At 69.2% G+C, this 26,322-nt stretch carries 22 protein-coding genes and 3 tRNA genes; 15 read left to right on the forward strand and 10 right to left on the reverse strand.

All coding sequences use genetic code 11. From position 1 onward, the window contains the following. Nucleotides 1-51 precede the first annotated feature (51 nt). Nucleotides 52-1,326: an amidohydrolase family protein gene (locus FHS38_RS13890; protein ID WP_184733864.1), complete on the reverse strand. Its 1,275-nt coding sequence runs from the start codon at nucleotides 1,324-1,326 to the stop codon at nucleotides 52-54. A 216-nt stretch (nucleotides 1,327-1,542) separates the two neighbouring features. Here FHS38_RS13890 and FHS38_RS13895 point away from each other — a divergent pair. The 6 genes from FHS38_RS13895 (at nucleotide 1,543) to FHS38_RS13920 (ending at nucleotide 4,344) form a co-directional block, all read left to right on the forward strand. Next, nucleotides 1,543-1,615: transfer RNA gene (locus FHS38_RS13895), tRNA-Thr, on the forward strand. 51 nt (nucleotides 1,616-1,666) lie between these two features. Continuing rightward, a tRNA-Met gene (locus tag FHS38_RS13900) sits at nucleotides 1,667-1,739 on the forward strand. A gap of 85 nt (nucleotides 1,740-1,824) precedes the next feature. Further along, nucleotides 1,825-1,989 carry a 50S ribosomal protein L33 gene (gene rpmG, locus FHS38_RS13905; protein WP_087927546.1) on the forward strand — a complete coding sequence of 55 codons (165 nt, stop codon included), beginning with the start codon at nucleotides 1,825-1,827 and terminating at the stop codon, nucleotides 1,987-1,989. 90 nt (nucleotides 1,990-2,079) lie between these two features. Further along, a complete protein-coding gene (locus tag FHS38_RS13910; RefSeq protein WP_184733865.1) occupies nucleotides 2,080-2,532 on the forward strand; it encodes a MaoC family dehydratase N-terminal domain-containing protein in 453 nt (150 codons plus the stop codon). Beyond that, on the forward strand, nucleotides 2,532-2,963 hold the full coding sequence (locus FHS38_RS13915) for a MaoC family dehydratase (RefSeq protein WP_184733866.1): 432 nt from the start codon (nucleotides 2,532-2,534) through the stop codon (nucleotides 2,961-2,963). Before FHS38_RS13910 ends, FHS38_RS13915 begins: the two co-directional genes overlap by 1 nt. A gap of 325 nt (nucleotides 2,964-3,288) precedes the next feature. Beyond that, nucleotides 3,289-4,344, forward strand: a complete 1,056-nt coding sequence (locus FHS38_RS13920) for a UDP-N-acetylmuramate dehydrogenase (RefSeq protein ID WP_184733867.1) — start codon at nucleotides 3,289-3,291, stop codon at nucleotides 4,342-4,344. A 103-nt stretch (nucleotides 4,345-4,447) separates the two neighbouring features. Here FHS38_RS13920 and FHS38_RS13925 read toward each other — a convergent pair whose 3' ends face one another. Both FHS38_RS13925 and FHS38_RS13930 read right to left on the reverse strand, forming a co-directional pair. Next, nucleotides 4,448-5,503 carry an adenosine deaminase gene (locus FHS38_RS13925; protein WP_184733868.1) on the reverse strand — a complete coding sequence of 352 codons (1,056 nt, stop codon included), beginning with the start codon at nucleotides 5,501-5,503 and terminating at the stop codon, nucleotides 4,448-4,450. A gap of 173 nt (nucleotides 5,504-5,676) precedes the next feature. Beyond that, a complete protein-coding gene (locus tag FHS38_RS13930) occupies nucleotides 5,677-6,915 on the reverse strand; it encodes a pyridoxal phosphate-dependent aminotransferase (protein WP_184733869.1) in 1,239 nt (412 codons plus the stop codon). Between the two features lie 361 nt (nucleotides 6,916-7,276). Between FHS38_RS13930 and FHS38_RS13935 the strand changes: the two genes are divergently transcribed. The 9 genes from FHS38_RS13935 (at nucleotide 7,277) to FHS38_RS13975 (ending at nucleotide 19,808) form a co-directional block, all read left to right on the forward strand. After that, nucleotides 7,277-7,349: transfer RNA gene (locus tag FHS38_RS13935), tRNA-Trp, on the forward strand. 108 nt (nucleotides 7,350-7,457) lie between these two features. After that, entirely contained in the window at nucleotides 7,458-7,748 is a 291-nt protein-coding gene (secE, locus tag FHS38_RS13940) for a preprotein translocase subunit SecE (protein ID WP_130879202.1), read from the forward strand. A gap of 80 nt (nucleotides 7,749-7,828) precedes the next feature. After that, nucleotides 7,829-8,746 carry a transcription termination/antitermination protein NusG gene (gene nusG / locus FHS38_RS13945; protein WP_184733870.1) on the forward strand — a complete coding sequence of 306 codons (918 nt, stop codon included), beginning with the start codon at nucleotides 7,829-7,831 and terminating at the stop codon, nucleotides 8,744-8,746. Nucleotides 8,747-8,909: 163 nt separating this feature from the next. Then, a complete protein-coding gene (gene rplK, locus FHS38_RS13950) occupies nucleotides 8,910-9,344 on the forward strand; it encodes a 50S ribosomal protein L11 (protein WP_130878950.1) in 435 nt (144 codons plus the stop codon). Between the two features lie 82 nt (nucleotides 9,345-9,426). Next, complete coding sequence (rplA, locus tag FHS38_RS13955) at nucleotides 9,427-10,143, forward strand: 50S ribosomal protein L1 (RefSeq protein ID WP_130878951.1); 717 nt, start codon at nucleotides 9,427-9,429, stop codon at nucleotides 10,141-10,143. Between the two features lie 485 nt (nucleotides 10,144-10,628). Further along, a complete protein-coding gene (gene rplJ, locus FHS38_RS13960; RefSeq protein ID WP_184733871.1) occupies nucleotides 10,629-11,189 on the forward strand; it encodes a 50S ribosomal protein L10 in 561 nt (186 codons plus the stop codon). Between the two features lie 111 nt (nucleotides 11,190-11,300). After that, entirely contained in the window at nucleotides 11,301-11,684 is a 384-nt protein-coding gene (rplL, locus tag FHS38_RS13965; protein ID WP_184733872.1) for a 50S ribosomal protein L7/L12, read from the forward strand. Nucleotides 11,685-12,289: 605 nt separating this feature from the next. Then, nucleotides 12,290-15,772: a DNA-directed RNA polymerase subunit beta gene (gene rpoB / locus FHS38_RS13970; protein WP_184733873.1), complete on the forward strand. Its 3,483-nt coding sequence runs from the start codon at nucleotides 12,290-12,292 to the stop codon at nucleotides 15,770-15,772. Between the two features lie 121 nt (nucleotides 15,773-15,893). Further along, nucleotides 15,894-19,808 carry a DNA-directed RNA polymerase subunit beta' gene (locus FHS38_RS13975; RefSeq protein WP_184733874.1) on the forward strand — a complete coding sequence of 1,305 codons (3,915 nt, stop codon included), beginning with the start codon at nucleotides 15,894-15,896 and terminating at the stop codon, nucleotides 19,806-19,808. Between the two features lie 94 nt (nucleotides 19,809-19,902). Here FHS38_RS13975 and FHS38_RS13980 read toward each other — a convergent pair whose 3' ends face one another. The 7 genes from FHS38_RS13980 to FHS38_RS14010 all read right to left on the reverse strand — a co-directional run bounded on the left by FHS38_RS13980 (nucleotide 19,903) and on the right by FHS38_RS14010 (nucleotide 26,303). Continuing rightward, nucleotides 19,903-20,175 carry a hypothetical protein gene (locus tag FHS38_RS13980; RefSeq protein ID WP_184733875.1) on the reverse strand — a complete coding sequence of 91 codons (273 nt, stop codon included), beginning with the start codon at nucleotides 20,173-20,175 and terminating at the stop codon, nucleotides 19,903-19,905. Then, a complete protein-coding gene (locus FHS38_RS13985; protein ID WP_184733876.1) occupies nucleotides 20,172-20,447 on the reverse strand; it encodes a hypothetical protein in 276 nt (91 codons plus the stop codon). The genes FHS38_RS13980 and FHS38_RS13985 overlap by 4 nt, the downstream gene beginning before the upstream one ends. Nucleotides 20,448-20,503: 56 nt before the next feature. Then, entirely contained in the window at nucleotides 20,504-21,544 is a 1,041-nt protein-coding gene (locus FHS38_RS13990) for a peptidoglycan-binding protein (RefSeq protein ID WP_229822450.1), read from the reverse strand. A 301-nt stretch (nucleotides 21,545-21,845) separates the two neighbouring features. Further along, nucleotides 21,846-23,327, reverse strand: coding sequence for a phage tail protein (locus FHS38_RS13995; RefSeq protein ID WP_184733877.1), 1,482 nt, complete (start codon nucleotides 23,325-23,327; stop codon nucleotides 21,846-21,848). A gap of 31 nt (nucleotides 23,328-23,358) precedes the next feature. Next, the gene (locus FHS38_RS14000) at nucleotides 23,359-24,069 is read right to left on the reverse strand and encodes an NHL repeat-containing protein (RefSeq protein ID WP_184733878.1); all 711 of its coding nucleotides are present in this window, start codon (nucleotides 24,067-24,069) and stop codon (nucleotides 23,359-23,361) included. Beyond that, nucleotides 24,070-25,188 (reverse strand): hypothetical protein, encoded by a 1,119-nt coding sequence (locus tag FHS38_RS14005; RefSeq protein WP_184733879.1) that lies wholly within the window; start codon nucleotides 25,186-25,188, stop codon nucleotides 24,070-24,072. Continuing rightward, the gene (locus FHS38_RS14010) at nucleotides 25,185-26,303 is read right to left on the reverse strand and encodes a hypothetical protein (RefSeq protein WP_184733880.1); all 1,119 of its coding nucleotides are present in this window, start codon (nucleotides 26,301-26,303) and stop codon (nucleotides 25,185-25,187) included. Before FHS38_RS14010 ends, FHS38_RS14005 begins: the two co-directional genes overlap by 4 nt. Between the last annotated feature and the right edge of the window lie 19 nt (nucleotides 26,304-26,322).

Raw genomic sequence — 26,322 nt, forward strand, 5'->3', positions numbered from 1 at the left:
CGCACGGGCAAGATCGGCCACTTCGGCCCGGTCGGCGGCCCGGCAGGCCGGTCAGCCCGGCTCGCCGCCGCCCCGCGACGACTGCCGGGGCAGGTCCAGGGCCACCATGGCCCGGGAGTCCCGGAACTCCCGCACCGCGCTCGTACGGGCCACCACGCGCCCCTCGTGGACCACCAGGCGGCTGTACGCGAGCGAGAGCATCCCCGCGATCCCGCCGCCCCGCACGGCCAGCAGCTCCGCGGGGAAGCCCGCCTCCACCCGCACCTCCGGCAGCCCCATCGCCGCCCGCGCCCGGTCGCTGACGGCCGCGTACGCCTCCTCGGGGCGCAGCTCGCCGCGCGAGGCCAGCAGGAACGCGGCCTCGATGGGGTCACCCCGCCCCACCGGGTTGGCCGCGTCCCGCAGGGCACCGCTGCCCGCCGCGACCTCGACGCCCGCCGCCCGCAGCAACCGCACCGGCGCGCAGGTCGAGACCCGCCCCCGCTGCGGCCCCGACGCGCAGCAGTCGCCCTGGGGCAGGCAGACCACGGTCACGCCCGCCGCCGCGAGCTGTTCGGCCGCCCGCATCGCCGGCTCGCGGGGGAGCCGGGCCAGGCCGCCGCAGGGGCCGAGGGTGACGCCGGGCCGCAGGCCCCCGGCCATGGCGGCCAGCCGGGCGAGCCGGGCCGGATCGTCACCGTCCGTGTGCAGATCGACGGCGCAACCGTGCTCGGCGGCGAGGTCCAGGACGGCCTCGGCGTAGCCCGTCGGATCGGGGTCGAGGTCGGGGCAGCCGCCCACGACGGACGCGCCCATCTTCACGGCGTCCCGCAGCATGGCCAGCCCGTCGGCCCCGGCGGCGCCGGTCAGCAGCCGGGGTACGGCGACGGCGGTCAGGTCGGTGAGGCCGCGCAGCGCCCGGCGCGCCTGGAGCACGGCCTCCAGCGACCGCAGCCCCTGGACGTCGCCGATCCGGACGTGGGAGCGCAGCGCGGTCGCGCCGTGGCCGAGTTGCAGCAGCGCGGCCTCCGTGGCGCGCCGCTGGACGTCCTCGACGGCGTAGGGGACGGGGCCGCCGATGTCGGCCGTCAGCGCGGTGTCGCAGTGCGCGTGGGGCTCGGCGGGAGCGGGCAGCAGCAGATAGCCGCCGAGGTCGACGCGGGGCCCGGGCACGAGGCTGCCGGCCGTCCCGACGGCCTCGATGCGGCCGTTGCTGAGCCGTACGTCCACGGTGCGGCCGTCGGCGAGCCGGGCGCCGCAGAGCACCAAGGCGCCCCCGCCGTGCGGGGGCGGGCCGACGGCGTCGCCGTCGGGCTTCCTCGGCGGCTGCGGCTGGCTGTCGGGCATGGCGCTCCTCCGGGCCGGTGGCGAACATGATCACGCAGCTGGACCGAGCCTAGGGCGCAGGTGGGGCGGCTTCGAGGAGGCGGCAAATAGTCGTACCGGTGTGGCCCGTGAGGCCCTCGGGGAGGGCCTCGGTGAGAGCCGCGAGAAGCCCCTGCGTACGGCGGTCCGATACGGATTTCACCTTCGGCCGCAGACCGTGTAATGTCTTCCTCGCTCGCCCCAATAGCTCAGTCGGCAGAGCGTCTCCATGGTAAGGAGAAGGTCTACGGTTCGATTCCGTATTGGGGCTCTGGTGTGTGAGGTTCCTCGCCTGTGAGGGCGAGGATCTCTCTCGCATCAAAGCGGTGTAGCTCAGTCGGTAGAGCAAGCGGCTCATAATCGCTGTGTCACCGGTTCAAGTCCGGTCACCGCTACACACAGTAGCCGATTGTGGGGTCGGTCCTCCGATCGGCTACTCTTTTATGCGTTCATCCGTCCATTCCGTCAAGGAGCACTCACGTGGCTGCCACCGACGTCCGCCCGAAGATCACGCTGGCCTGCGTGGAGTGCAAGGAGCGGAACTACATCACCAAGAAGAACCGGCGTAACGACCCGGACCGACTGGAGATGAAGAAGCACTGCCCGCGTTGCAAGGCGCACACTGCGCACCGCGAAACGCGATAACACTCAGGCTCGTTCGTGAGGCCGTCCCCATTTCTTGGGGGCGGCCTCACGGCGTATCCCCACCCAGTCCACTCTGGAGGTGCCGAGCCGATGGCGCTCGACCAGTCCTTCGTCGGACGGACCTATCCGGCCACCGACCCGTATGAGGTCGGCCGGGAGAAGATCCGCGAATTCGCCGAGGCCGTCGGCGATGCCAATCCGGCGTACCTCGACCCCGAGGCCGCCAAGGCGCTCGGTCATTCGGACGTGATCGCCCCGCCGACTTTCGTGTTCGCGATCACATTCAAGGCGGCCGGCCAGGTCATCCAGGACCCGCAGCTGGGCCTGGACTACGACCGCGTGGTGCACGGCGACCAGAAGTTCGCCTACACCCGCCCGGTCCGCGCCGGTGACCGTCTGTCGGTCGTCTCCACGATCGAGTCGATCAAGTCCCTGGCGGGCAACGACGTGCTGTCGGTGCGTGGCGAGGTCCACGACGAGACCGGCGAGCACGTGGTGACCGCGCACACGATGCTGGTGGCCCGCGCCGCCGAGGAGGCGTGATGACCGCCCGGATTTCGTACGACGAGGTAGCGGTCGGCACCGAGCTGCCCGCGCAGTCCTTCCCCGTGACGCGCGCCATGCTCGTGCAGTACGCGGGCGCCTCCGGCGACTTCAACCCGATCCACTGGAACGAGAAGTTCGCCAAGGAGGTCGGGCTGCCGGACGTCATCGCGCACGGCATGTTCACCATGGCCGAGGCGATCCGTGTGGTGACCGACTGGGCCGGTGACCCGGCCTCCGTGGTCGAGTACGGCGTGCGCTTCACCAAGCCGGTCGTCGTGCCGAACGACGACAAGGGCGCGGTCATCGAGGTCAGCGCCAAGGTCGCGGCCAAGGACGACGAGGCCCGCACGGTCCGCGTCGACCTCGTGGCCAAGAGCGACGGCCAGAAGGTGCTGGGCATGTCCCGCGCCACGGTCCGCCTCGCCTGAACGCAGCACGTAAGGGGCACCTGCCGTAGCGGGTGCCCCTTACGCATGGCAGGACATCGTCTCCGGTGTCCCGGCAGGAAGCATGCCGGCGTGACGACTGCGGAGGGTGACGGGGTCGCAGGGGGCGTCCCGGAATGCTGCCGGATATTTGTGGGCGGCAGTGCCGGGCACCGATGCGCTCGGGGCTCCCCGCCCGTAAATATCCGATTCCGGGACGCCCCCGGAGGCCCCGGCGCCCGGCCCCGGCCCACCGGCCCGCACCGCGGCCCCGGCCAAGACCCGCACCCCGCCGAGCCCAGCGCAGCGCCCCCGTACTCTTGTGCACGTGCAGGAACTCCACGACGCCCCCCTCGCCCCCCTGACCACCTTCCGCCTCGGCGGCCCCGCGACCCGTCTCGTCACGGCCACCACCGACGACGAGGTCATCGCGGTCGTCCGCGAGGCCGACGCGAGCGGCACCCCGCTGCTGATCATCGGCGGCGGCAGCAACCTGGTCATCTCCGACAAGGGCTTCGAGGGCACCGCCCTGCGCATCGCCACCACCGGCTTCCGCCTCGACGGCACCCGCCTCGAGCTGGCCGCCGGTGAGAACTGGTCCGACGCCGTGGCCCGCACCGTCGAGGCCGGTCTGGCCGGCATCGAGTGCATGGCCGGTGTGCCGGGCTCCGCCGGTGCCACCCCGATCCAGAACGTCGGGGCGTACGGGCAGGAGGTCTCCGCGACCATCACCGAGGTCGTCGCCTACGACCGCCGTGCCGACGAGGTCGTCACCATCCCCAACGCCGACTGCGGCTTCTCCTACCGCCACAGCCGCTTCAAGCAGGACCCCACGCGCCACGTCGTGCTGCGCGTCCGCTTCGAGCTGGAGGACGCGGGCGGGCTGTCCGCGCCCCTCAAGTACCCCGAGACGGCCCGCACCCTCGGCGTCGAGGCCGGCGAGCGCGTACCCGCCGCCACGGCCCGCGAGACGGTGCTGAAGCTGCGCGCGGGCAAGGGCATGGTCCTCGACGCCGAGGACCACGACACCTGGTCCGCAGGATCCTTCTTCACCAACCCGATACTCACCGAGGCCGAGCACACGGCCTTCCTGGCCCGCGCCGCGGAGCGGCTGGGGCCGGACGTCACGCCGCCCTCGTACCCGGCGGGCGACGGGTACACGAAGACGTCGGCGGCGTGGCTCATCGACAAGGCGGGCTTCACGAAGGGGTACGGGGCCGGGCGGGCCCGGATCTCCACGAAGCACACGCTCGCGCTGACGAACCGTGGCGGGGCCACGACCGAGGACCTGCTCGCGCTCGCGCGGGAGGTCCGGGACGGGGTGTTCGCGGCGTTCGGGGTGACGCTGGTGAACGAGCCGGTGACGGTGGGCGTCAGCCTTTAGCCCTGCCGGCTGCGCGCGGGAAGAACCGACCCGATCGCGGGCGGGGCTCAAAGACCGGCCTCAAACGCCGGCCGGGCAGGATTGTGCCGCCCAGGCACCACCGCTAAGGCGTCAGCCAATGGTCGATGTCCGCGAGCAGCTTCTCGCGGACATCCGGCGGCGCCGCCGACCCCCGTACCGACTGCCTCGCCAGCTCCGCGAGCTCCGCGTCCGTGAAGCCGTGGTGCTCGCGGGCCAGCTCGTACTGGGCGGCCAGGCGCGAGCCGAAGAGCAGCGGGTCGTCCGCGCCCAGCGCTATCGGCACGCCCGCCTCGTACAGGGTCCGCAGCGGCACGTCCGCCGGCTTCTCGTAGACGCCCAGGGCCACGTTCGACGACGGGCAGACCTCGCACGTCACACCGCGCTCGGCGAGCTTGCGCAGCAGACGCGGGTCCTCGGCGGCGCGGACGCCGTGGCCCACGCGGCCCGCGTGCAGGTCGTCCAGGCAGTCGCGCACGCTGCTCGGGCCCGACAGTTCGCCGCCGTGCGGGGCGGCCAGCAGGCCTCCCTCGCGGGCGATCTCGAAGGCCCGGTCGAAGTCGCGGGCGAGGCCGCGCCGCTCGTCGTTGGAGAGACCGAAGCCGACCACGCCCCGGTCGGCGTAGCGCACCGCGAGGCGGGCGAGGGTGCGGGCGTCCAGCGGGTGCTTCATGCGGTTCGCGGCGACGAGCACCCGCATGCCCAGACCGGTCTCCCGCGAAGCGCTCTCCACCGCGTCCAGGATGATCTCCAGCGCGGGGATCAGCCCGCCCAGCCGCGGCGCGTACGACGTGGGGTCGACCTGGATCTCCAACCAGCCCGAACCGTCACGCACGTCCTCCTCGGCGGCCTCGCGCACCAGGCGCCGGATGTCGTCGGGGGAGCGCAGACAGGACCGGGCGATGTCGTAGAGCCGCTGGAAGCGGAACCAGCCGCGCTCGTCCGTGGCACGCAGCCGGGGCGGCTCGCCACCGCTCAGCGCCTCGGGCAGGTGCACGCCGTACTTGTCCGCCAGCTCGATCAAGGTCGAGGGGCGCATCGAGCCCGTGAAGTGCAGATGCAGATGGGCCTTCGGCAGCAAACGGACGTCACGGACGGATTCGCTGGGGTACGGGGGCTGCTCCCCGGAAGACTGCCGCATCCCAGGATCTTGCCGTATACGTGTGACAAGCGGTAGGGGAATTACCTGAACGAGGGTCGGGGCGAAAGTAAAGCCGAAGGTGGGCCGAAGGTCGGGCGGAAACCAGAACGCGGGCCCCCGGCCGCAGCCGGAGACCCGCGTTCCACGCCCGCACAGCCGTGGGGCGTCGAGCGTTACGCCTTCGCCTCGGCGAGCAGCTTCTGGATCCGCGAGACGCCCTCGACCAGGTCCTCGTCGCCCAGGGCGTACGAAAGACGCAGGTAGCCCGGCGTCCCGAAGGCCTCACCGGGGACGACCGCGACCTCGGCCTCGTCGAGGATCAGCGCGGCCAGCTCCACGGACGTGGCGGGCCGCTTGCCGCGGATCTCCTTGCCGAGCAGCGCCTTCACCGACGGGTAGGCGTAGAACGCGCCCTCCGGCTCGGGGCACAGCACGCCCTCGATCTCGTTGAGCATCCGGACGACCGTGCGGCGGCGGCGGTCGAAGGCGACCTTCATCTCCTCGACGGCCGTCAGGTCGCCCGAGACGGCGGCCAGGGCGGCCATCTGCGCCACGTTGGAGACGTTGGACGTGGCGTGCGACTGGAGGTTCGTGGCGGCCTTCACGACGTCCTTCGGGCCGATGATCCACCCCACGCGCCAGCCGGTCATCGCGTACGTCTTCGCGACACCGTTGACCACGATGCACTTGTCGCGCAGCTCCGGCACCACGACGGGCAGCGAGGAGAACTCGGCGTCGCCGTAGACCAGGTGCTCGTAGATCTCGTCGGTCAGCACCCACAGGCCGTGCTCGGCGGCCCAGCGGCCGATCTCCTCGACCTGCGCCCGGGTGTACACCGCACCGGTCGGGTTCGACGGGGAGACGAAGAGCAGCACCTTCGTGTTCGGTGTGCGGGCGGCCTCGAGCTGCTCGACCGAGACGCGGTAACCGGTCGTCTCGTCCGCGACGACGTCCACCGGGACACCGCCCGCGAGGCGGATCGACTCGGGGTAGGTGGTCCAGTACGGGGCGGGGACGATGACCTCGTCGCCCGGGTCGAGGATCGCGGCGAAGGCCTCGTAGATGGCCTGCTTGCCGCCGTTGGTGACGAGCACCTGGGAGGCGTCGATCTCGTAGCCCGAGTCGCGCAGCGTCTTCGCGGCGATCGCGGCCTTGAGCTCGGGGAGCCCGCCGGCCGGGGTGTAGCGGTGGAACTTCGGGTTGCGGCAGGCCTCCACGGCGGCCTCGACGATGTAGTCGGGCGTGGGGAAGTCCGGCTCGCCCGCGCCGAAGCCGATCACCGGACGCCCGGCGGCCTTGAGGGCCTTCGCCTTGGCGTCCACGGCGAGGGTCGCGGACTCGGAGATCGACCCGATGCGGGCCGACACCCGACGGTCGGTGGGGGACTGTGCGGGAGGAGTGGCAGCGGTCATGAGGGCATCGTCCCAGACCCGGAACGTACCGGGCACACGGGTTTCACGGACGGCCGCGGCGACGGGCGGGACCGGGCCGGGCACGGCGGCGGAACGGCCAGGACGCACTGCCGGACCGGAGCACCACCCCTCCTCCCGGGGCCTCTTCCGGACCGTCACCTCTCCTTCTCGCCTCCTTCTCGCCTCCTTCTCAGGGCCCTCTCACCTCCCTCCCACGGCTCCATCCAGGCGCCTCGCACCCCGGCTGTTCGACGCTGGGCTCCGGAGCACGTACACTCATGCGTCGTTGGCCCCTCACAGGCGACTCCACTCCGCACACACCGTGCATCCGAGTGGATGCGGTACGTTGGGGGAACCACAAAGGGTCGTAGCTCAATTGGTAGAGCACTGGTCTCCAAAACCAGCGGTTGGGGGTTCAAGTCCCTTCGGCCCTGCTACACGCATCGTCACCAGGGTGCGTGCATGCGTACGTACTGAAATGCACCGCCGTGCGGCTCAACCGGGCGCGGCACGGCCACGACCCGGATTCAGGTGAGGACGTAGTGACGGAAGCCCTTGGCTCCACCGCGACGCCTGAGAGCGGTCGTCCCGAGGACGAGGTGGCCGCCAAGAAGGGCCGCCGTGGTGGAAAGCGCGGGAAGAAGGGCCCCATCGGGCGCCTCGCACTCTTTTACCGCCAGGTTGTCGCGGAACTCCGCAAGGTCGTCTGGCCCACCAGGAGCCAGCTCTCGACGTACACCACTGTGGTGATCGTCTTTGTCCTCATCGTCATTGGTCTGGTGACCGTGATTGACTATGGGTTCGAGAACGCCGTCAAGTACGTCTTCGGCTGAACCCGCGCGTAGGGCGGCTGCTCTCAGGAGAGCCGCCCCTTCGCACGTTCCACCCCTTGAAGCCAGGAAGAAGCAGCCACGTGTCTGACCCGAACCTGAACGACGCCGTCGAGCCCGTCGAGGCGGCAGCGGCCGACGTGGACGCGCCGGCTGCCTCGGACGAGGTCGGCGACGACACCGAGCTTCAGATCGTCGAGAACGCCGACGGCGTCGACGAGCTCGACGCCGAGGACGACGCCGCCGGCGAGCCGGCCGAGCAGGCCGCCCTCCACGTCGAGGACGAGGACGCCGAGCTCTCCGACGAGGACGAGGCCGACGCCGAAGCCGCCGAGGACGAGTCCGAGGAAGAGATCGAGGAGCCCGCCGAGGAGCAGGCTCCCGTCGACCCGGTCGCCGCCCTCCGCGACGAGCTGCGCGGTCTGCCCGGCGAGTGGTACGTCATCCACACCTACGCGGGTTACGAGAACCGCGTGAAGACCAACCTCGAGCAGCGCGCCGTCTCGCTCAACGTCGAGGACTACATCTTCCAGGCCGAGGTGCCGCAGGAAGAGGTCGTCCAGATCAAGAACGGCGACCGCCGCACCGTCCGCCAGAACAAGCTCCCCGGCTACGTGCTGGTGCGCATGGACCTGACGAACGAGTCCTGGGGCGTCGTCCGCAACACCCCCGGCGTCACCGGCTTCGTGGGCAACGCCTACGACCCGTACCCGCTGACCCTGGACGAGATCGTCAAGATGCTCGCCCCGGAGGCCGAGGAGAAGGCCGCCCGCGAGGCCGCCGAGGCCGAGGGCAAGCCCGCTCCGTCCCGCAAGGTCGAGGTCCAGGTGCTGGACTTCGAGGTGGGCGACTCGGTCACCGTCACCGACGGCCCGTTCGCGACGCTGCAGGCGACGATCAACGAGATCAACGCCGACTCGAAGAAGGTCAAGGGCCTCGTCGAGATCTTCGGTCGCGAGACCCCGGTCGAGCTCAGCTTCGACCAGATCCAGAAGAACTAGTTTCTTCCGGTACACACGCCTCCGAACAGGTCAGATTGGCTGCTTGCAGCCGGTCTGACCTGCTCGGTTTTTGGCCGCAGCATGTTACCCGTTATCGTGGTGCGGTATGCCTGCGCGCTCTGTGCGCCGGCAAAAAAACTCTCACTAGGACCCGGAGAGAGCAATGCCTCCCAAGAAGAAGAAGATCACGGGGCTTATCAAGCTCCAGATCAGCGCCGGTGCCGCGAACCCGGCCCCGCCGGTCGGCCCCGCGCTCGGCCAGCACGGCGTCAACATCATGGAGTTCTGCAAGGCCTACAACGCCGCGACCGAGTCGCAGCGTGGCATGGTCGTGCCGGTGGAGATCACGGTCTACGAAGACCGCTCCTTCACCTTCGTGACGAAGACCCCGCCGGCCGCGAAGCTGATCCTCAAGGCCGCGGGCGTGGAGAAGGGCTCTGGCGAGCCGCACGTCAAGAAGGTCGCCAAGATCACCCGCGACCAGGTTCGTGACATCGCCACCACGAAGATGCCCGACCTGAACGCCAACGACCTGGACGCCGCCGAGAAGATCATCGCCGGCACCGCCCGTTCCATGGGCATCACGGTCGAGGGCTGATCAGCCTCCACCCCCCTGGCAGTACCCGTGGAAGGACCAGCGCTGGTCCGCACCACGACTCCATAACCACTGAGGAGAAGCAGTGAAGCGCAGCAAGACTCTCCGCGCTGCGGACGCCAAGGTCGAGGCGGAGCGCCTGTACGCCCCCCTCGAGGCCGTCCGTCTCGCGAAGGACACCTCCGCCACCAAGTTCGACGGCACCGTCGAGGTCGCCATGCGTCTGGGCGTTGACCCGCGCAAGGCCGACCAGATGGTCCGTGGCACCGTGAACCTTCCGCACGGCACCGGTAAGACCGCCCGGGTCCTGGTCTTCGCGACCGGTGACCGTGCTGCGGCCGCGGAAGCCGCCGGCGCCGACATCGTCGGCTCCGACGAACTGATCGACGAGGTTGCGAAGGGCCGTCTGGACTTCGACGCCGTCGTCGCCACCCCGGACCTCATGGGCAAGGTCGGCCGCCTCGGCCGCGTGCTCGGTCCGCGTGGTCTGATGCCGAACCCGAAGACCGGCACGGTCACCCCGGACGTGGCGAAGGCTGTCACGGACATCAAGGGCGGCAAGATCGAGTTCCGCGTCGACAAGCACTCGAACCTGCACTTCATCATCGGCAAGGTCTCCTTCGACGAGACGAAGCTGGTCGAGAACTACGCCGCGGCGCTGGACGAGATCCTGCGTCTGAAGCCGTCCGCCGCCAAGGGCCGCTACATCAAGAAGGCGACCCTCACCACGACGATGGGCCCCGGCATCCCGCTGGACTCCAACCGCACCCGCAACCTCCTCGCGGAGGACGAGACCGTCTGATAGACGCGTTCTCGTAGCGACAGCGATCGTTACCGGGCCGGGCCCCGCACCCTTTCGAGGGTGCGGGGCCCGGCCTTTGCGTACGCATGGCCCCTGCGAGGGCCCTGAGCGGCCCTCCAGGCGCCCCGCGGCGACGCGTCGCCTGGAAGGAAGGGCGGCTCACGGGAGGGCCTCACACCCCCGCTGAGCAGCCCTCAAACCACCTCGCAGGAGGCGATTTGCTTCGGGGCGCCCCCTTCACGTACCTTGAGCCAGAAGCCAAAGACCGCTGGTCGTTGCTGTGCCTTCGCAAGAAGGTGTGGTGGCCGAAGGATCCGCTAGCTGCGGGCGACCTGCGCAGGTGATTTGAGGATGAACTCCCGTGAGGACTTCTGGTCCGGACGGTCGAGTACACGCCCCGAGCGCCTGCGCCGGGGCGTTTCGTTTTGCCCAGGTCCCTTCGCGTGTCTATGCGGTCCGAATCACCCGGAAGGAGGCCGAGGCTCATGGCGAGGCCCGACAAGTCTGCTGCGGTTGCCGAGCTGACGGACAAGTTCCGCAGCTCGAACGCCGCCGTGCTGACCGAGTACCGCGGTCTCACCGTGGCGCAGCTCAAGACGCTGCGTCGTTCGCTCGGTGAGAACGCCCAGTACGCCGTGGTGAAGAACACGCTGACCAAGATCGCGGCTGGCAACGCCGGGATCCAGCTGGAGGACGAGCTTTTCGCTGGTCCGACTGCTGTCGCCTTCGTCACCGGTGACCCGGTGGAGTCGGCGAAGGGTCTTCGTGACTTCGCCAAGGAGAACCCGAACCTGATCATCAAGGGCGGTGTCCTTGATGGCAAGGCGCTGTCCGCCGATGAGATCAAGAAGCTTGCGGACCTCGAGTCCCGCGAGGTTCTGCTCGCCAAGCTGGCGGGTGCCATGAAGGGCAAGCAGTCCCAGGCTGCCGCGCTCTTCCAGGCCCTGCCGTCGAAGTTCGTCCGCACTGCGGAGGCGCTTCGCGCGAAGGTCGAGCAGGGCGGTGCCGGTACGCCGGCTCCCGTCGAGGCCGAGGCTGCCGAGTAATTCGGGCTCACGCCTGAACGACTCGCGTCCGTCACGGTCGCAGCGGGCCCGTAGTACGCCCGCCGAAATGTACATCCGGCACCAGCCGAATTAGTGGAAGGATCGCCCATCATGGCGAAGCTCACCCAGGACGAGCTGCTCGCGCAGTTCGAGGACATGACCCTCATCGACCTCGCCGCCTTCGTGAAGGCGTTCGAGGACAAGTTCGAGGTCACCGCCGCTGCCCCGGTCGCCGTTGCCGCCGCCGGTGGTGCCGCTGCCGCCGCCGAGGCCGTCGAGGAGCAGGACGAGTTCGACGTCATCCTCACCGCCGCCGGTGACAAGAAGATCCAGGTCATCAAGGTCGTGCGTGAGCTGACCTCCCTGGGTCTGAAGGAGGCCAAGGACCTCGTCGACGGCACCCCGAAGCCGGTCCTCGAGAAGGTCGCCAAGGACGCCGCGGAGAAGGCCGCCGAGGCCCTCAAGGGCGCCGGCGCCTCCGTCGAGGTCAAGTGACCTTCGGAGTCTGCTGACTCTCCTGTGCCGTCGGACACGTTCCGGTAGCGCGAACTCAAGGGCGATCACCCATGCGGGTGGTCGCCCTTGGGCGTTCCCGCGGCAGGTGCCTTGCCCTGTGCCCGGGGACGAGTATGGTGATCTTCGTTGTTCCCGTCGTGCGGTCCTCGGTGGCCGCTCAGAGGGGGCGTGGGGGCTGCTGAGGGGCTCCCACGGGGCCGCCTGGGGGCCGAGGGGCCTTGACGAACGGCACGACGCGCGCAATTCTCAGGACGCGCGTCACATCGATCCAAAGGCCGAGGCATGGATCGAAGACGAAGAGGGAAGCCTTGCGTCAGGCGATGTGCCAGACGCGAGGAACAACAGGATCCCGGAGGGAGAGATTGGTATCGCACCGGTCTCCGGAAATCCGCTCTGGACATCAGTGGGCCAAGTGGCTACACTGACCCTTTGCGCTGCCTGTTAGCTGCTCCCTGCCCGTCACCAGGGGCATGCCCGCTGTCGAGCACTGCTGATGGAAACCCACTGAGCTGGGATTTCTCTCGTATGCACGGAGCGGGACCGGTACGCGCGTAGTGAGTCCGAGCCCTCGGAAGGACCCCCTCTTGGCCGCCTCGCGCAACGCCTCGACTGCCAATACGAACAACGGCGCCAGCACCGCCCCGCTGCGCATCTCTTTTGCGAAGATCAAGGAGCCCCTCGAGGTTCCGAACCTCCTTGCGCTGCAGACCGAGAGCTTCGACTGGCTGCTCGGCAATGCCGCCTGGAAGGCTCGCGTCGAGGCTGCGCTGGACAGTGGTCAAGACGTCCCCACCAAGTCCGGTCTGGAGGAGATCTTCGAAGAGATCTCCCCGATCGAGGACTTCTCCGGGTCGATGTCGCTGACCTTCCGCGACCACCGTTTCGAGCCGCCGAAGAACTCCATCGACGAGTGCAAGGACCGCGACTTCACGTACGCGGCCCCGCTCTTCGTCACGGCTGAGTTCACCAACAACGAGACCGGTGAGATCAAGTCTCAGACGGTCTTCATGGGCGACTTCCCGCTCATGACCAACAAGGGCACCTTCTGCATCAACGGCACCGAGCGTGTCGTCGTCTCGCAGCTGGTCCGCTCGCCGGGTGTCTACTTCGACTCCTCCATCGACAAGACGTCCGACAAGGACATCTTCTCCGCCCGGGTGATCCCCTCCCGCGGTGCGTGGCTGGAGCTCGAGGTCGACAAGCGCGACCTGGTCGGTGTCCGCATCGACCGCAAGCGCAAGCAGTCCGTGACCGTTCTCCTGAAGGCTCTCGGTTGGACGACCGAGCAGATCCTCGAGGAGTTCGGCGAGTACGAGTCGATGCGCGCCACCCTGGAGAAGGACCACACCCAGGGCCAGGACGACGCGCTGCTCGACATCTACCGCAAGCTGCGTCCGGGCGAGCCGCCGACCCGTGAGGCCGCGCAGACGCTGCTCGAGAACCTCTACTTCAACCCCAAGCGCTACGACCTCGCGAAGGTCGGCCGCTACAAGGCCAACAAGAAGCTCGGTGCGGACCAGCCGCTCGATGCCGGTGTGCTGACCGTCGACGACATCATCGCGACGATCAAGTACCTGGTGAAGCTGCACGCCGGCGAGACGGAGACCGTGGGCCAGAACGGCACCACGATCGTCGTCGAGACCGACGACATCGACCACTTCGGCAACCGTCGTCTGCGCAACGTCGGCGAGCTCATCCAGAACCAGGTCCGCACGGGTCTGGCTCGTATGGAGCGCGTCGTCCGCGAGCGGATGACCACGCAGGACGTCGAGGCGATCACGCCGCAGACCCTGATCAACATCCGGCCGGTCGTCGCCTCCATCAAGGAGTTCTTCGGCACCAGCCAGCTGTCCCAGTTCATGGACCAGACGAACCCGCTGTCGGGCCTGACCCACAAGCGTCGTCTGTCCGCGCTGGGCCCCGGTGGTCTGTCCCGTGAGCGGGCCGGCTTCGAGGTCCGAGACGTTCACCCGTCGCACTACGGCCGCATGTGCCCGATCGAGACGCCCGAAGGCCCGAACATCGGTCTGATCGGCTCGCTCGCCTCGTACGGCCGCGTCAACGCGTTCGGTTTCGTCGAGACCCCGTACCGCAAGGTCGTCGACGGTGTCGTCACCGACCAGGTGGACTTCCTCACCGCCGACGAGGAGGACCGCTTCGTCATCGCGCAGGCGAACGCCCCGCTGACGGACGAGAACACCTACGCCGAGGACCGCGTCCTGGTCCGCCGCCGTGGCGGCGAAATCGACTACGTGCCCGGCACGGACATCGACTACATGGACGTCTCCCCGCGCCAGATGGTGTCGGTCGCGACCGCCATGATCCCGTTCCTCGAGCACGACGACGCCAACCGCGCGCTCATGGGATCGAACATGATGCGCCAGGCCGTTCCGCTGATCAAGGCGGAGGCCCCGCTGGTCGGCACCGGCATGGAGTACCGCTGTGCGGTCGACGCCGGTGACGTCATCAAGGCCGAGAAGGACGGTGTGGTCCAGGAGGTCTCCGCGGACTACGTCACCGTCGCCAACGACGACGGCACGTACAACACGTACCGGGTCGCGAAGTTCTCCCGCTCGAACCAGGGCACGTCCTTCAACCAGAAGGTCGTCGTGGACGAGGGCGCCCGCGTGATCACCGGCCAGGTGCTCGCCGACGGCCCGTCCACGGACGAGGGCGAGATGGCGCTCGGCAAGAACCTCCTCGTGGCGTTCATGCCGTGGGAAGGCCACAACTACGAGGACGCGATCATCCTGTCGCAGCGCCTCGTACAGGACGACGTCCTCTCCTCGATCCACATCGAGGAGCACGAGGTCGACGCCCGTGACACCAAGCTGGGCCCCGAGGAGATCACCCGGGACATCCCGAACGTCTCCGAGGAGGTCCTCGCCGACCTCGACGAGCGCGGCATCATCCGCATCGGTGCCGAGGTCGTCGCCGGCGACATCCTGGTCGGCAAGGTCACGCCCAAGGGTGAGACCGAGCTGACCCCGGAGGAGCGCCTGCTCCGTGCGATCTTCGGTGAGAAGGCCCGTGAGGTCCGTGACACCTCGCTGAAGGTCCCGCACGGCGAGATCGGCAAGGTCATCGGCGTCCGCGTCTTCGACCGCGAAGAGGGCGACGAGCTGCCCCCGGGCGTGAACCAGCTGGTCCGCGTCTACGTGGCGCAGAAGCGCAAGATCACCGATGGTGACAAGCTCGCCGGCCGTCACGGCAACAAGGGCGTCATCTCGAAGATCCTGCCCGTCGAGGACATGCCGTTCCTCGAGGACGGCACCCCGGTCGACATCATCCTCAACCCGCTCGGTGTCCCGTCCCGAATGAACCCGGGACAGGTCCTCGAGATCCACCTCGGCTGGCTCGCCAGCCGTGGCTGGAAGGTCGAGGGCGACGAGGACTGGATGAAGCGTCTGCAGGCGATCGGCGCCGACGACGTCGCCGCCGGCACCAACGTCGCGACCCCGGTCTTCGACGGCGCCCGCGAGGACGAGATCGCCGGTCTCTTCGAGTCCACGATCCCCAACCGTGACGGTGACCGTCTGGTCCTGCCCTCGGGCAAGGCCCGGATGTTCGACGGCCGCTCCGGCGAGCCGTTCCCGGACCCGATCTCGGTCGGCTACATGTACATCCTCAAGCTGCACCACCTGGTCGACGACAAGCTGCACGCCCGCTCGACCGGTCCGTACTCCATGATCACCCAGCAGCCGCTGGGTGGTAAGGCTCAGTTCGGTGGCCAGCGCTTCGGCGAGATGGAGGTGTGGGCGCTGGAGGCATACGGCGCCGCGTACGCCCTCCAGGAGCTGCTGACCATCAAGTCCGACGACGTCACCGGCCGCGTGAAGGTCTACGAGGCCATCGTCAAGGGCGAGAACATCCCCGAGCCCGGCATTCCCGAGTCCTTCAAGGTGCTCATCAAGGAAATGCAGTCCCTGTGCCTCAACGTGGAGGTGCTGTCCTCGGACGGCATGTCCATCGAGATGCGCGACACGGACGAGGACGTCTTCCGCGCTGCGGAAGAGCTCGGTATCGACCTGTCCCGGCGCGAGCCGAGCAGCGTCGAAGAGGTCTGACGGGTCTGGCCGGGGCTCTCTCGCAGAGCCCCGGCCGTCCCCGGACCCCCAGACCATGATGTAGAGCCCATTAACTCGCTGGCGCGAGGGGGCACAACCCTGAAAGAGGGATTGACGAACAGTGCTCGACGTCAACTTCTTCGACGAGCTGCGGATCGGCCTGGCGACCGCGGACGACATCCGAACCTGGTCCCACGGCGAGGTCAAGAAGCCTGAGACCATCAATTACCGCACCCTGAAGCCCGAAAAGGACGGACTCTTCTGCGAGAAGATCTTCGGTCCGACCCGGGACTGGGAGTGCTACTGCGGCAAGTACAAGCGTGTCCGCTTCAAGGGCATCATCTGTGAGCGCTGCGGCGTCGAGGTCACTCGCGCCAAGGTGCGTCGTGAGCGGATGGGCCACATCGAGCTTGCCGCTCCCGTCACCCACATCTGGTACTTCAAGGGCGTTCCGTCGCGGCTGGGCTACCTGCTCGACCTCGCCCCGAAGGACCTCGAGAAGGTCATCTACTTCGCCGCCTACATGATCACGTGGGTGGACGAGGAGCGCCGCACGCGCGACCTGCCCTCGCTGGAGGCGCACGTCTCCGTCGAGCGTCAGCAGATCGAGCAGCGTCGTGACGCCGACCTCGAGGCCCGCGCCAAGAAGCTCGAGTCCGACCTGGCCGAGCTCGAGGCCGAGGGTGCCAAGGCCGACGTGCGCCGCAAGGTGCGCGAGGGCGCCGAGCGTGAGATGAAGCAGCTGCGCGACCGCGCGCAGCGCGAGATCGACCGCCTCGACGAGGTGTGGAGCCGCTTCAAGAACCTCAAGGTCCAGGACCTCGAGGGCGACGAGCTGCTCTACCGCGAGCTGCGCGACCGCTTCGGCACCTACTTCATGGGTGCGATGGGCGCCGCCGCGCTGCAGAAGCGCCTGGAGTCCTTCGACCTCGACGAGGAGGCCGAGCGCCTCCGCGAGATCATCCGGACCGGCAAGGGCCAGAAGAAGACCCGTGCGCTCAAGCGCCTCAAGGTCGTCTCCGCCTTCCTGCAGACCCGCAACAGCCCCACCGGCATGGTGCTCGACTGCATCCCCGTGATCCCGCCGGACCTGCGTCCGATGGTGCAGCTGGACGGTGGCCGCTTCGCGACCTCCGACCTGAACGACCTGTACCGCCGTGTGATCAACCGCAACAACCGCCTCAAGCGTCTCCTTGACCTCGGTGCCCCCGAGATCATCGTGAACAACGAGAAGCGGATGCTGCAGGAGGCCGTCGACGCGCTGTTCGACAACGGCCGCCGTGGCCGTCCGGTCACCGGTCCGGGTAACCGCCCGCTGAAGTCCCTGAGCGACATGCTCAAGGGCAAGCAGGGTCGTTTCCGTCAGAACCTGCTCGGTAAGCGTGTGGACTACTCCGCGCGTTCCGTCATCGTCGTCGGTCCGCAGCTGAAGCTGCACCAGTGTGGTCTGCCCAAGGCCATGGCGCTGGAGCTCTTCAAGCCGTTCGTGATGAAGCGCCTGGTCGACCTGAACCACGCGCAGAACATCAAGTCGGCGAAGCGCATGGTCGAGCGCGGCCGCACGGTCGTGTACGACGTGCTCGAAGAGGTCATCGCCGAGCACCCGGTGCTGCTGAACCGTGCGCCCACGCTGCACCGCCTCGGCATCCAGGCCTTCGAGCCGCAGCTGGTCGAAGGCAAGGCCATCCAGATCCACCCGCTCGTCTGCACCGCGTTCAACGCGGACTTCGACGGTGACCAGATGGCCGTGCACCTGCCGCTCTCCGCGGAGGCGCAGGCCGAGGCCCGCATCCTGATGCTGTCCTCGAACAACATCCTCAAGCCGGCCGACGGCCGTCCGGTCACCATGCCGACCCAGGACATGGTGCTGGGTCTGTTCTTCCTCACCACCGACGAGGAAGAGCGCAAGGTCATCGGCGAGGGCCGGTCCTTCGGCTCGGTCGCCGAGGCGATCATGGCGTTCGACGCCCGGGAGCTCTCGCTCCAGGCGAAGGTCGACATCCGCTTCCCGATCGGCACCGTCCCGCCGCGTGGCTGGACCCCGCCGGTTGAAGAGGAGGGGGACGACCACGTCGCGGCAGGGGCGTGGCAGCAGGGTGACACCTTCCGCCTGCGCACCACCCTGGGCCGCGCGCTCTTCAACGAGCTGCTGCCCGAGGACTACCCGTTCGTCGACTACTCGGTGGGCAAGAAGCAGCTCTCCGAGATCGTCAACGACCTGGCCGAGCGCTACCCCAAGGTCATCGTGGCGGCGACGCTCGACAACCTGAAGGCTGCGGGCTTCCACTGGGCGACCCGTTCCGGCGTCACCGTCGCCGTCACGGACATCGTCGTCCCGGAGGCCAAGAAGGCCATCGTCAAGGGCTACGAGGCCCAGGACGAGAAGGTCCAGAAGCAGTACGAGCGCGGTCTGATCACCAAGGACGAGCGCACGCAGGAGCTCATCGCGATCTGGACCAAGGCGACCAACGAGGTTGCCGAGGCGATGAACGCGAACTTCCCCAAGACGAACCCCATCTTCATGATGGTTGACTCGGGTGCCCGAGGAAACATGATGCAGATGCGACAGATCGCCGGTATGCGTGGTCTGGTGTCGAACGCGAAGAACGAGACCATCCCGCGACCCATTAAGGCGTCGTTCCGTGAGGGTCTGTCCGTGTTGGAGTACTTCATCTCCACCCACGGTGCCCGTAAGGGTCTCGCTGACACCGCGCTCCGTACCGCCGACTCGGGTTACCTGACCCGTCGTCTGGTGGACGTCTCGCAGGACGTGATCATCCGCGAGGAGGACTGCGGCACCGAGCGCGGCCTCAAGCTGGCGATCGCGACCAAGGGCGCCGACGGTGTCCTGCGCAAGACGGACGACGTCGAGACCAGCGTGTACGCCCGTATGCTCGCCGAGGACGTCGTCGTCGACGGCAAGGTCATCGCGCCTGCCAACGTCGACCTCGGTGACGTGCTCATCGAGCAGCTCGTCGCGCACGGTGTCGAGATGGTCAAGACCCGCTCGGTCCTGACCTGTGAGTCCGCGGTCGGCACCTGTGCCTTCTGCTACGGCCGCTCGCTGGCGACCGGCAAGCTCGTCGACATCGGTGAGGCCGTCGGTATCATCGCGGCCCAGTCGATCGGTGAGCCCGGTACCCAGCTGACGATGCGTACCTTCCACACCGGTGGTGTGGCCGGTGACGACATCACCCAGGGTCTGCCCCGTGTCGTCGAGCTCTTCGAAGCCCGTACGCCCAAGGGTGTCGCCCCGATCTCGGAGGCGGCCGGCCGCATCCGTATCGAGGAGACCGAGAAGACCAAGAAGATCGTCGTCACTCCGGACGACGGCAGCGACGAGACGGCGTTCCCGATCTCGAAGCGTGCCCGTCTGCTGGTCAGCGAGGGCGAGCACGTCGAGGTGGGCCAGAAGCTCACCGTGGGTGCCACCAACCCGCACGACGTCCTGCGCATCCTCGGTCAGCGCGCGGTCCAGGTCCACCTGGTCGGCGAAGTCCAGAAGGTCTACAACTCGCAGGGCGTGTCGATCCACGACAAGCACATCGAGATCATCATCCGGCAGATGCTGCGCCGCGTGACGATCATCGAGTCCGGCGACGCGGAGCTGCTGCCGGGCGAGCTCGTGGAGCGCACGCGCTTCGAGGGCGAGAACCGTCGTGTGGTCACCGAGGGCGGTCACCCCGCCTCCGGCCGTCCGCAGCTGATGGGTATCACCAAGGCCTCGCTCGCCACCGAGTCCTGGCTGTCGGCGGCGTCCTTCCAGGAGACGACCCGGGTTCTGACCGACGCGGCGATCAACGCCAAGTCGGACTCCCTGATCGGCCTCAAGGAGAACGTCATCATCGGTAAGCTCATCCCGGCCGGTACGGGTCTGTCCCGCTACCGCAACATCCGGGTGGAGCCGACCGAGGAAGCCAAGGCCGCGATGTACTCGGCCGTCGGCTACGACGACATCGACTACTCGCCCTTCGGGACGGGTTCGGGTCAGGCCGTGCCGCTGGAGGACTACGACTACGGTCCGTACAACCAGTAAGTCGGTACCAGTTAGTCGGTACCAGTAAGTCGGTACACACGCTCAGGGCGGTCACCTCGGAAGAGGTGACCGCCCTGCGGCGTTTTCGTCACCCTCAGCGTGTGGTGATGCCCCACGCTGAGAGCACCAGCCCGGCGAGGGCTGTGAGCGCGGCGATGCTGGCCAGCGGCCAGCGGGCCCGCTCCAGGGCGTAGAGCCGGGACTCGTGGTCGGCGAGCTGTCTGTCGGTCTGGTCACTGCGCTGGACGAGCAGCGCGAGGGCGCCGTCGACCCGGGCGAACCCGGCCTCCATCGTGCCGCGGAGCCGTTCCAGCTCCAGGGCGACGGTGGCGGTGGTGCCGGATGCTTCCGTGCCGGTGTCGTTCATGCGCGGCCCCGGTCGTCCTCGGCGGCGAGGGCGCGCAGGGCGGCGTCACCGTTCGGGGGCGTGCCCTCGGTGCGGAGCCAGGCGGGGAGCAGGGCCTGTACGGCCGGCAGCGCCATGACGCGGGCGAGGCCGCCCGCGGCGGCCAGCGCCCCGGCGACCCAGGGGAGGGTCGCGGGGACGCCGGAAGCGTCGACGATCGCGGGCAGGACGACCGCGAGGCCGACGGCGGTCTGGAGAACGGTGCGGAGGGTCCGCTTGGTGGCGTCGGACAAGGGACGGCCTTTCCGGGTTTTCAGGTGTTCCGGGTTTCCGGGTGGTGGCTGGGTGATCAGGAAGAGCGCGGGACCTTGAGCGCGTCCCAGGAGTTCCGGCCCGGCCAGCCGTCGGCGTCGGAGCCGCTGAAGCCGAGCTTGCGCTGCCACTTCGCGTAGGAGTTCCGGTCGGCGTCGGTCCACCGGGAGCCGGGGCCCTCGCCGTACGCGGAGCAGCCCTCGGCGACGAGACGGCGGCCCATGGCGGTGACGACGGGGGAGTCGGGCTCGCCCTTGAAGAAGTCGGCGCCGGGGAAGGGCTCGTAGTCGTTGCCCGCCGCGGGGACCTTCAGCTTCTGGCCGGGGTGCAGGACATCCGGGTCCTTCAGGCCGTTGAGGGTCACCAGGCGGGGGACGTCCGTGGCATGGGACTCGGCGATGCCGGTCAGGGTGTCGCCGGGCTGGACGGTGTACGGCTGGGTGCCGGAGCCGTCCCCTTTGGTCGGCGTGGTCGGCTTCGCCGGGGCGGAGCCGAGGCGGCCCGCGATCTTTCCGCGCATGCCGTCCATGGAGAAGCCGACCGGGTCGATCTTGGTGTCGGTCCACTCCTTGTGCCCGATGACGGACCCGGAGCCCCAGTCGTGCGCGCGGCAGAGGGCGGCGGAAACCCGCTCGATGGCCTCCAACTGGGCGGCGGGCCAGGGGTCGTCGCCGTCACCGAGGTTGATGCACTCGAAGCCGTAGAAGCGCGCGTTGCCGTCGACGTCCATCGACGTCGGTCGGGGCAGGGCGGACTCGGCGACGACGGCGCCGAGGACATCGCTGTCGCCGCTGCCGGCGTGGTTGGTACGGCCGTTGCCGACGAGGTGGACGGTGCCGGCCTTGTCGATGACGCCGTGGCAGAGCGGGCCGGGCAGCTCGTCGTAGCCCTCGTAGCAGAGGTCGACGCTGCCCTGGGTGCCGCTGGTGACGGTGTGATGGATGATCACGCCGTTGACCGGGCCCCAGGCGCCCTTGTGGTTGCGGTTGTGCTCACGCCAGCCGCCGACCTCGACGACGTTCACCCCCTCGGCGCGGAGGGCGGCGACGAACTGGTCGGCGGTGAGGGGAGTAGCCATGTGGATTCACTCCGGTGTGGGTAGGGGGGAACGCTGCTGAGTGGTGTCCTCAAGCGCCGGACGGGCTGAAAACCAGGTCCAGGTGAGGACGCGCCCGCAGGCGGAACTCCGCCGGACGAGCCCAGGGCCTGTCCGGCGGTCGCTGCGGGGCTGTGTCGTACGCACCACCGCTGCGCGGCGGTGTCCTCAAGCGCCGGACGGGCTGTCATCGGCTGGGCTCAGCCGAGGTCAAGCCCGTCCGGCGCTTGAGGACGCGCCCGAAGGGCGCTCGCCGCCGCAGGCGGCAAAGACGGCTCGCGGCCTAGGCGACCGCGGCCCAGATGGCGTTGGCGTCGTCGATGACGGACGACGGGGTGAAGGAAGCGGGCAGCGAGGTCTGGCCGGTTGCGGGGAGGCGGCCGTGGCGTATGAACTCTCCCGGCATGCGGGCGGCGCAGGACGGGCGGAGGCCGAAGTTGGCGCCCACGGCGAAGCCCGGGCCGTCGGTCCTGGTGGCCGGACCGTTGAAGACGAAGGCGACCCAGTACTTTCCGGGCTGCGCGACGTACGAGGAGGTGAGAGGGAAGGCGACCGTGGCGCCCTCGTGCACCGCCGGGAAGATGTCCTTCAGTGACGGGGTCACGGCCACCCGGGCGCCGGCGGCGTTGTACAGGCCCGCGTAGGACGCGGTGCTGAGGGTGTTCCCCACGTAGCCGTGGCAGAAGAACGCCAGCTTGCCGATCTCCGTGGGGGTGTGGAAGACGACACCCATCAGATACACGTTGCCGGTCTGGCAGTACTGCGGTGCCTGGGTCTTCTCGGTGGATGTCGACATCGACGCCGTGGCCGGGTCGAACGTCCACGCCTTGAACCCGAGATCGCCCGGCCCCCAGGTGCCGGGGCTGGAGACCTGGTCCACGTAGTCCTTGCGGACCAGGTGCCCGCCGTTGGTCGGCGCGCCCAGCGACATGGGCGGTGACATGAAGGTCTTCGTCCCCTCGACCGTCTGCGCACCACTCAGTAGCACCGCCGTGTCCACCGGAACGGCGTTGACCTCATTGGCCGTCAGCACGACCTTGCCCGTCGCGCCGTTGACGGACTGGACGGGGAAGTCCGTGGGCTTCGCGTACCGCAGGTCACCCGCGGCCTGGTCGAGGGCGCCCAAGTCTGCGGCGGTCAGGACCACCGCGCCCTTCTTGCCGTTGACGGACGACACGGGGGCCACCGCACCCGGCGGCAGCTGCGCGGCCGGCACCTTGCCGGTCGCGTCCAGGCCCGCCACACCGCTCGCCACACCGACCGACGCGGCCGGGACCGCCTTCACGTCGGCGGCCGCGAGGGTGATGTCCGCGGTGCTCTTGCCGTTGACGGACCGGACGAGCCCCGGCGCGCCCGCCGGTCCCGCCGGGCCCGGGGCACCGGCCGGGCCGGGCGGGCCCGGGACGGCGACGTACTCGGGGGCCTCGGGGTTGACCGGGGCGATGTCGGCGAGGTCGACGGTCGTCTGGGAGGCCGGCAGCACGATGTTGTACGTGCGGTTCACCGGCAGCCCGGACAGCTGCTCGATGACGGTGTACTGCCACTTCGCCGGGTTCATGCCCGGGGCGTCCGTGGCGGGCAGGACGGCCTTGATCCGGCCGTCCGCGTCGAGCTGGGCGACGATCGGGCCGCCGAGGATGACGTCGCTGCCGGTGTGCGTCAGCAGGGTCGGCGCCTGGAAGGTGACGTTGCCGGTGAGGGCGAGACCGTCCGGGGTGAGGTAGCGGGCGGTGACGGTCACCGTGGGGATGATGGTGGGCAACACGTGGATGGCTCCTGGGGTGTCGAGGAGGAGGTCAGGACTGGACGCCGTACAGCGCGCGCGGGCTGCACGAGACGGCGCTGCCCGCGGCGGTCGCACGGGCCTGGACCTTGAAGGTCACGCGGCTGTCGAACGCGGCCCCGATGGGCGCGGTGAACTCCAGCGGCCCCGGGGCGGCCGGTCCGACCTGGACGTCGTTGGCCAGCAGCCGGACCTCGCCGCCCGCCGTGGCGGCGATCAGGCAGTAGAGGTTCGGGTGCTGGGCGATGGCTTCGCCGCTGTAGAGCGTCGTCCACTCCGTGGAGTCGGTGGACTCCCAGCGGCCGGTGTTCTCCGGCGTCGGCATCGGATACGGGATGTACGGCCGGGCGAGACCCTCCCCCGTGGTGTCGTCCGCGAAGAGGGCGTTGCCCTTGCGGTCGAAGACCTTCACCGACTGGCTCGGCTGGAGGTCGGGGGCCTCGGCGTGCACGGTCAGCGCCTTCGAACCGTCGTCGCGGCGGACGAAGAAGCCCTGCTGCTCCCCGTCGGGCCGGGCGGGGGAGACCTGGCCGATGTAGAGGAGCTCCGCGCCCTTCTGCTCGTCGCGGTTGCGGACGGCCAGCTGGCCGCCGTCGCTGATGACGACGTTGCCGCCGCTGACCCGGTCCATGGCGGGGCGGGTGTTCGCGCTGCCCATGAGCGCCCGTACCTGCCGCTCCAGGGAGCGGATGCGGTCGAGGAGATCGGTGGGGATCGCGGCCATCTATGCCTCTTCCAGATAGAGCTTCGCGGTCTCGCTCCTGCCGCGCGCGGGCGGGGTGACGGTCAGGCCCACGACGCGGTAGCGCAGGTCCGGACCGTTCACGTGCCACCCGTCGCGGATGCGCAGCCGGACGGACGAGCCGATGAGCGCGGGGGTGATCCGCCCGTCCACGCGGATGGTCACCTCGGGGATGATCTGCGGCCGGCGGGCCCGGGCCAGTTCGGCCCGCGCCGCGCTGTTCAGGTCCGCCTGCTCCGAGACACCGCTGTGGTCCGAGGAGTTCTCCAGGCGCGGCCAGCCCGCGTCGAGGTCCTCGGTCGCGACGGCGGGTACGGACATCTCCGGGAGCGAGTCGGAGGCCTGGTTGCGATTGGAGGTCTCGCCCCGGGCGATCCAGACGTTGGCCTGCACGGTCGAGTCGGCCGGCAGGCTGTACGTGAGCACCTGGCCGGGCCGGTCGAGCACGATGTCCGCGTCACCGGTCGTGATCTTCGGATGGCCGAGCTGGAGCTTCTTGACCCGCGCGCCCGTCTCGGGGTCGCGGAAGCACTGGACGCGCCACTCGAAGCCGTCCTGCATCGCGGCCAGTTGGTCGATCAGCTCCCGCACCCGGGCCAGGTCCGTATAGGCGTAACGGCGGTTCCACACCACGCCGGAGAAGTCGTCCCCGTAGGTGATGCCGATGTCACCGCCCGGCTGTGACTGGACGTGTCGGACGAGGGCACGGGCGATCTCGAACTGGTCGACGGTCGAGAAGTTCCGGTCCCGGCCCAGGATGCGGTGGTCCAGGTAGGAGTCGAAGGTGCCCGCCTGGATCTGCACGCTCAGCCGGCCCCGCTCGTCCCCCGCCGGGGTGCACGTCCACAGGATGCCGCCCCACCAGATGTCGGAGCCGCGCTCCAGCCAGACCGCGGTGCGGCCGGGCTGGAGCGCGGTGCGGGCCCGCTGCGCGAGGGCCGTATCGGGGAGCGGGACCGTGGCGCGCAGCTGCCCCGGCTTGCCGATGAAGTCGTCGAACTCGACTTCGGTGAGGGGCAGGGAGTCGATGACCCGGTCGGTGCGGAGGTCGCAGAAGAGGGCGCGGTACGTCACGTCCGCCGTCGGCGTCATCCGCGTCATACGGCGGCCTCGTAGGTGCCGTACACCTCGTACCAGTTCTTGGCGACGGGCGGCATCGGGTCGTCGCCGTCGACCCAGAAGCCGGTGGGCTTGCCGGAGGCCTGGACGGCGGACCAGCTGCGGGCGACGCCCCTCTCCTCGTACGAGGCGCTGATCTCGGCGCCACCGTGGAAGTAGCCGTTGGACTCGCCGCCGATGCGGGCCCGGAAGTTGACGGTGTGGGCCGGCTTGCTGACCGGACGGACCGGAAGGCTGAGGTACCAGTTGCCGTTGCTGCCGGAGCCGCCCCACGTGGTGGTGGAGCCGATGGTGAGCAGGGCGCGGAAGTGGACGATGGGGCCGTCCTGGATGTAGCGGCCTTCCACGGTGCCGTTGCCGAGGTTCACCGGCGGGCCCTGGGTCGCCCTCCAGGTCGGCGTGTAGTCCTGCCAGGACGGACGCTGCGGGTAGGGCATCCACTTCTGCCCGTCCCAGCGCTCCAGCCCCGCACCGGTGTCGCGGTACTGACCGGGGTAGGCGCCGTCGAAGCCCAGGCCCCAGCCGAGCGGGATGATGCCGCCGACCGCGACGGTCGCCCGGCGGCGGTCCTTCACGGCGGTCGCCCAGTTGATGCCGCCGGTCCCCGACGAGGCGCCCTTCGGGACCGTGACCTCGGCCAGCGCCAGCGAGCCGAGCGGCGTTTTGGGCGCGACGGGGTTGGCCGCCGGTACGCCCTGGACGACCTCGACGACCGCGGCCGTCTGGTTCGAGGAGTCCTGCTGGGCGTCGTACACGCGCAGCACGACGAGGTCGACGCGGGGATAGCCCGGGTCGCCGTCCCCGAAGGTGACGCTCGTGTGCTCGGCGCTGACGACGGGGTAGGAGCCGGCGACCTCGGTGCTCTGCACGATCGCGCGGCCCGGAGCCACCTTGGCGCTCATGCCCGCGGTGTCACCGAAGACACGCAGGCCGGAGATGGTCTCGGTGCCGCCGGCCGAACCGGGGATCACCCCGTCGCGCGAGGTCAGGACGCCGTTGGGGGTCATGGTGCCGAGCGGGGCGAGCCGGGTGTCGACTCGGGTCTGGCCGCCGTCGGCGTCGGTGGAGTTGAGCAGCCAAGCACTGCGGATGTTCATACCGTTCTCCAGGTGGTGT

It is taken from the genome of Streptomyces netropsis (genome assembly GCF_014203545.1).
Taxonomy (GTDB): Bacteria; Actinomycetota; Actinomycetes; order Streptomycetales; family Streptomycetaceae; genus Streptomyces; species Streptomyces netropsis.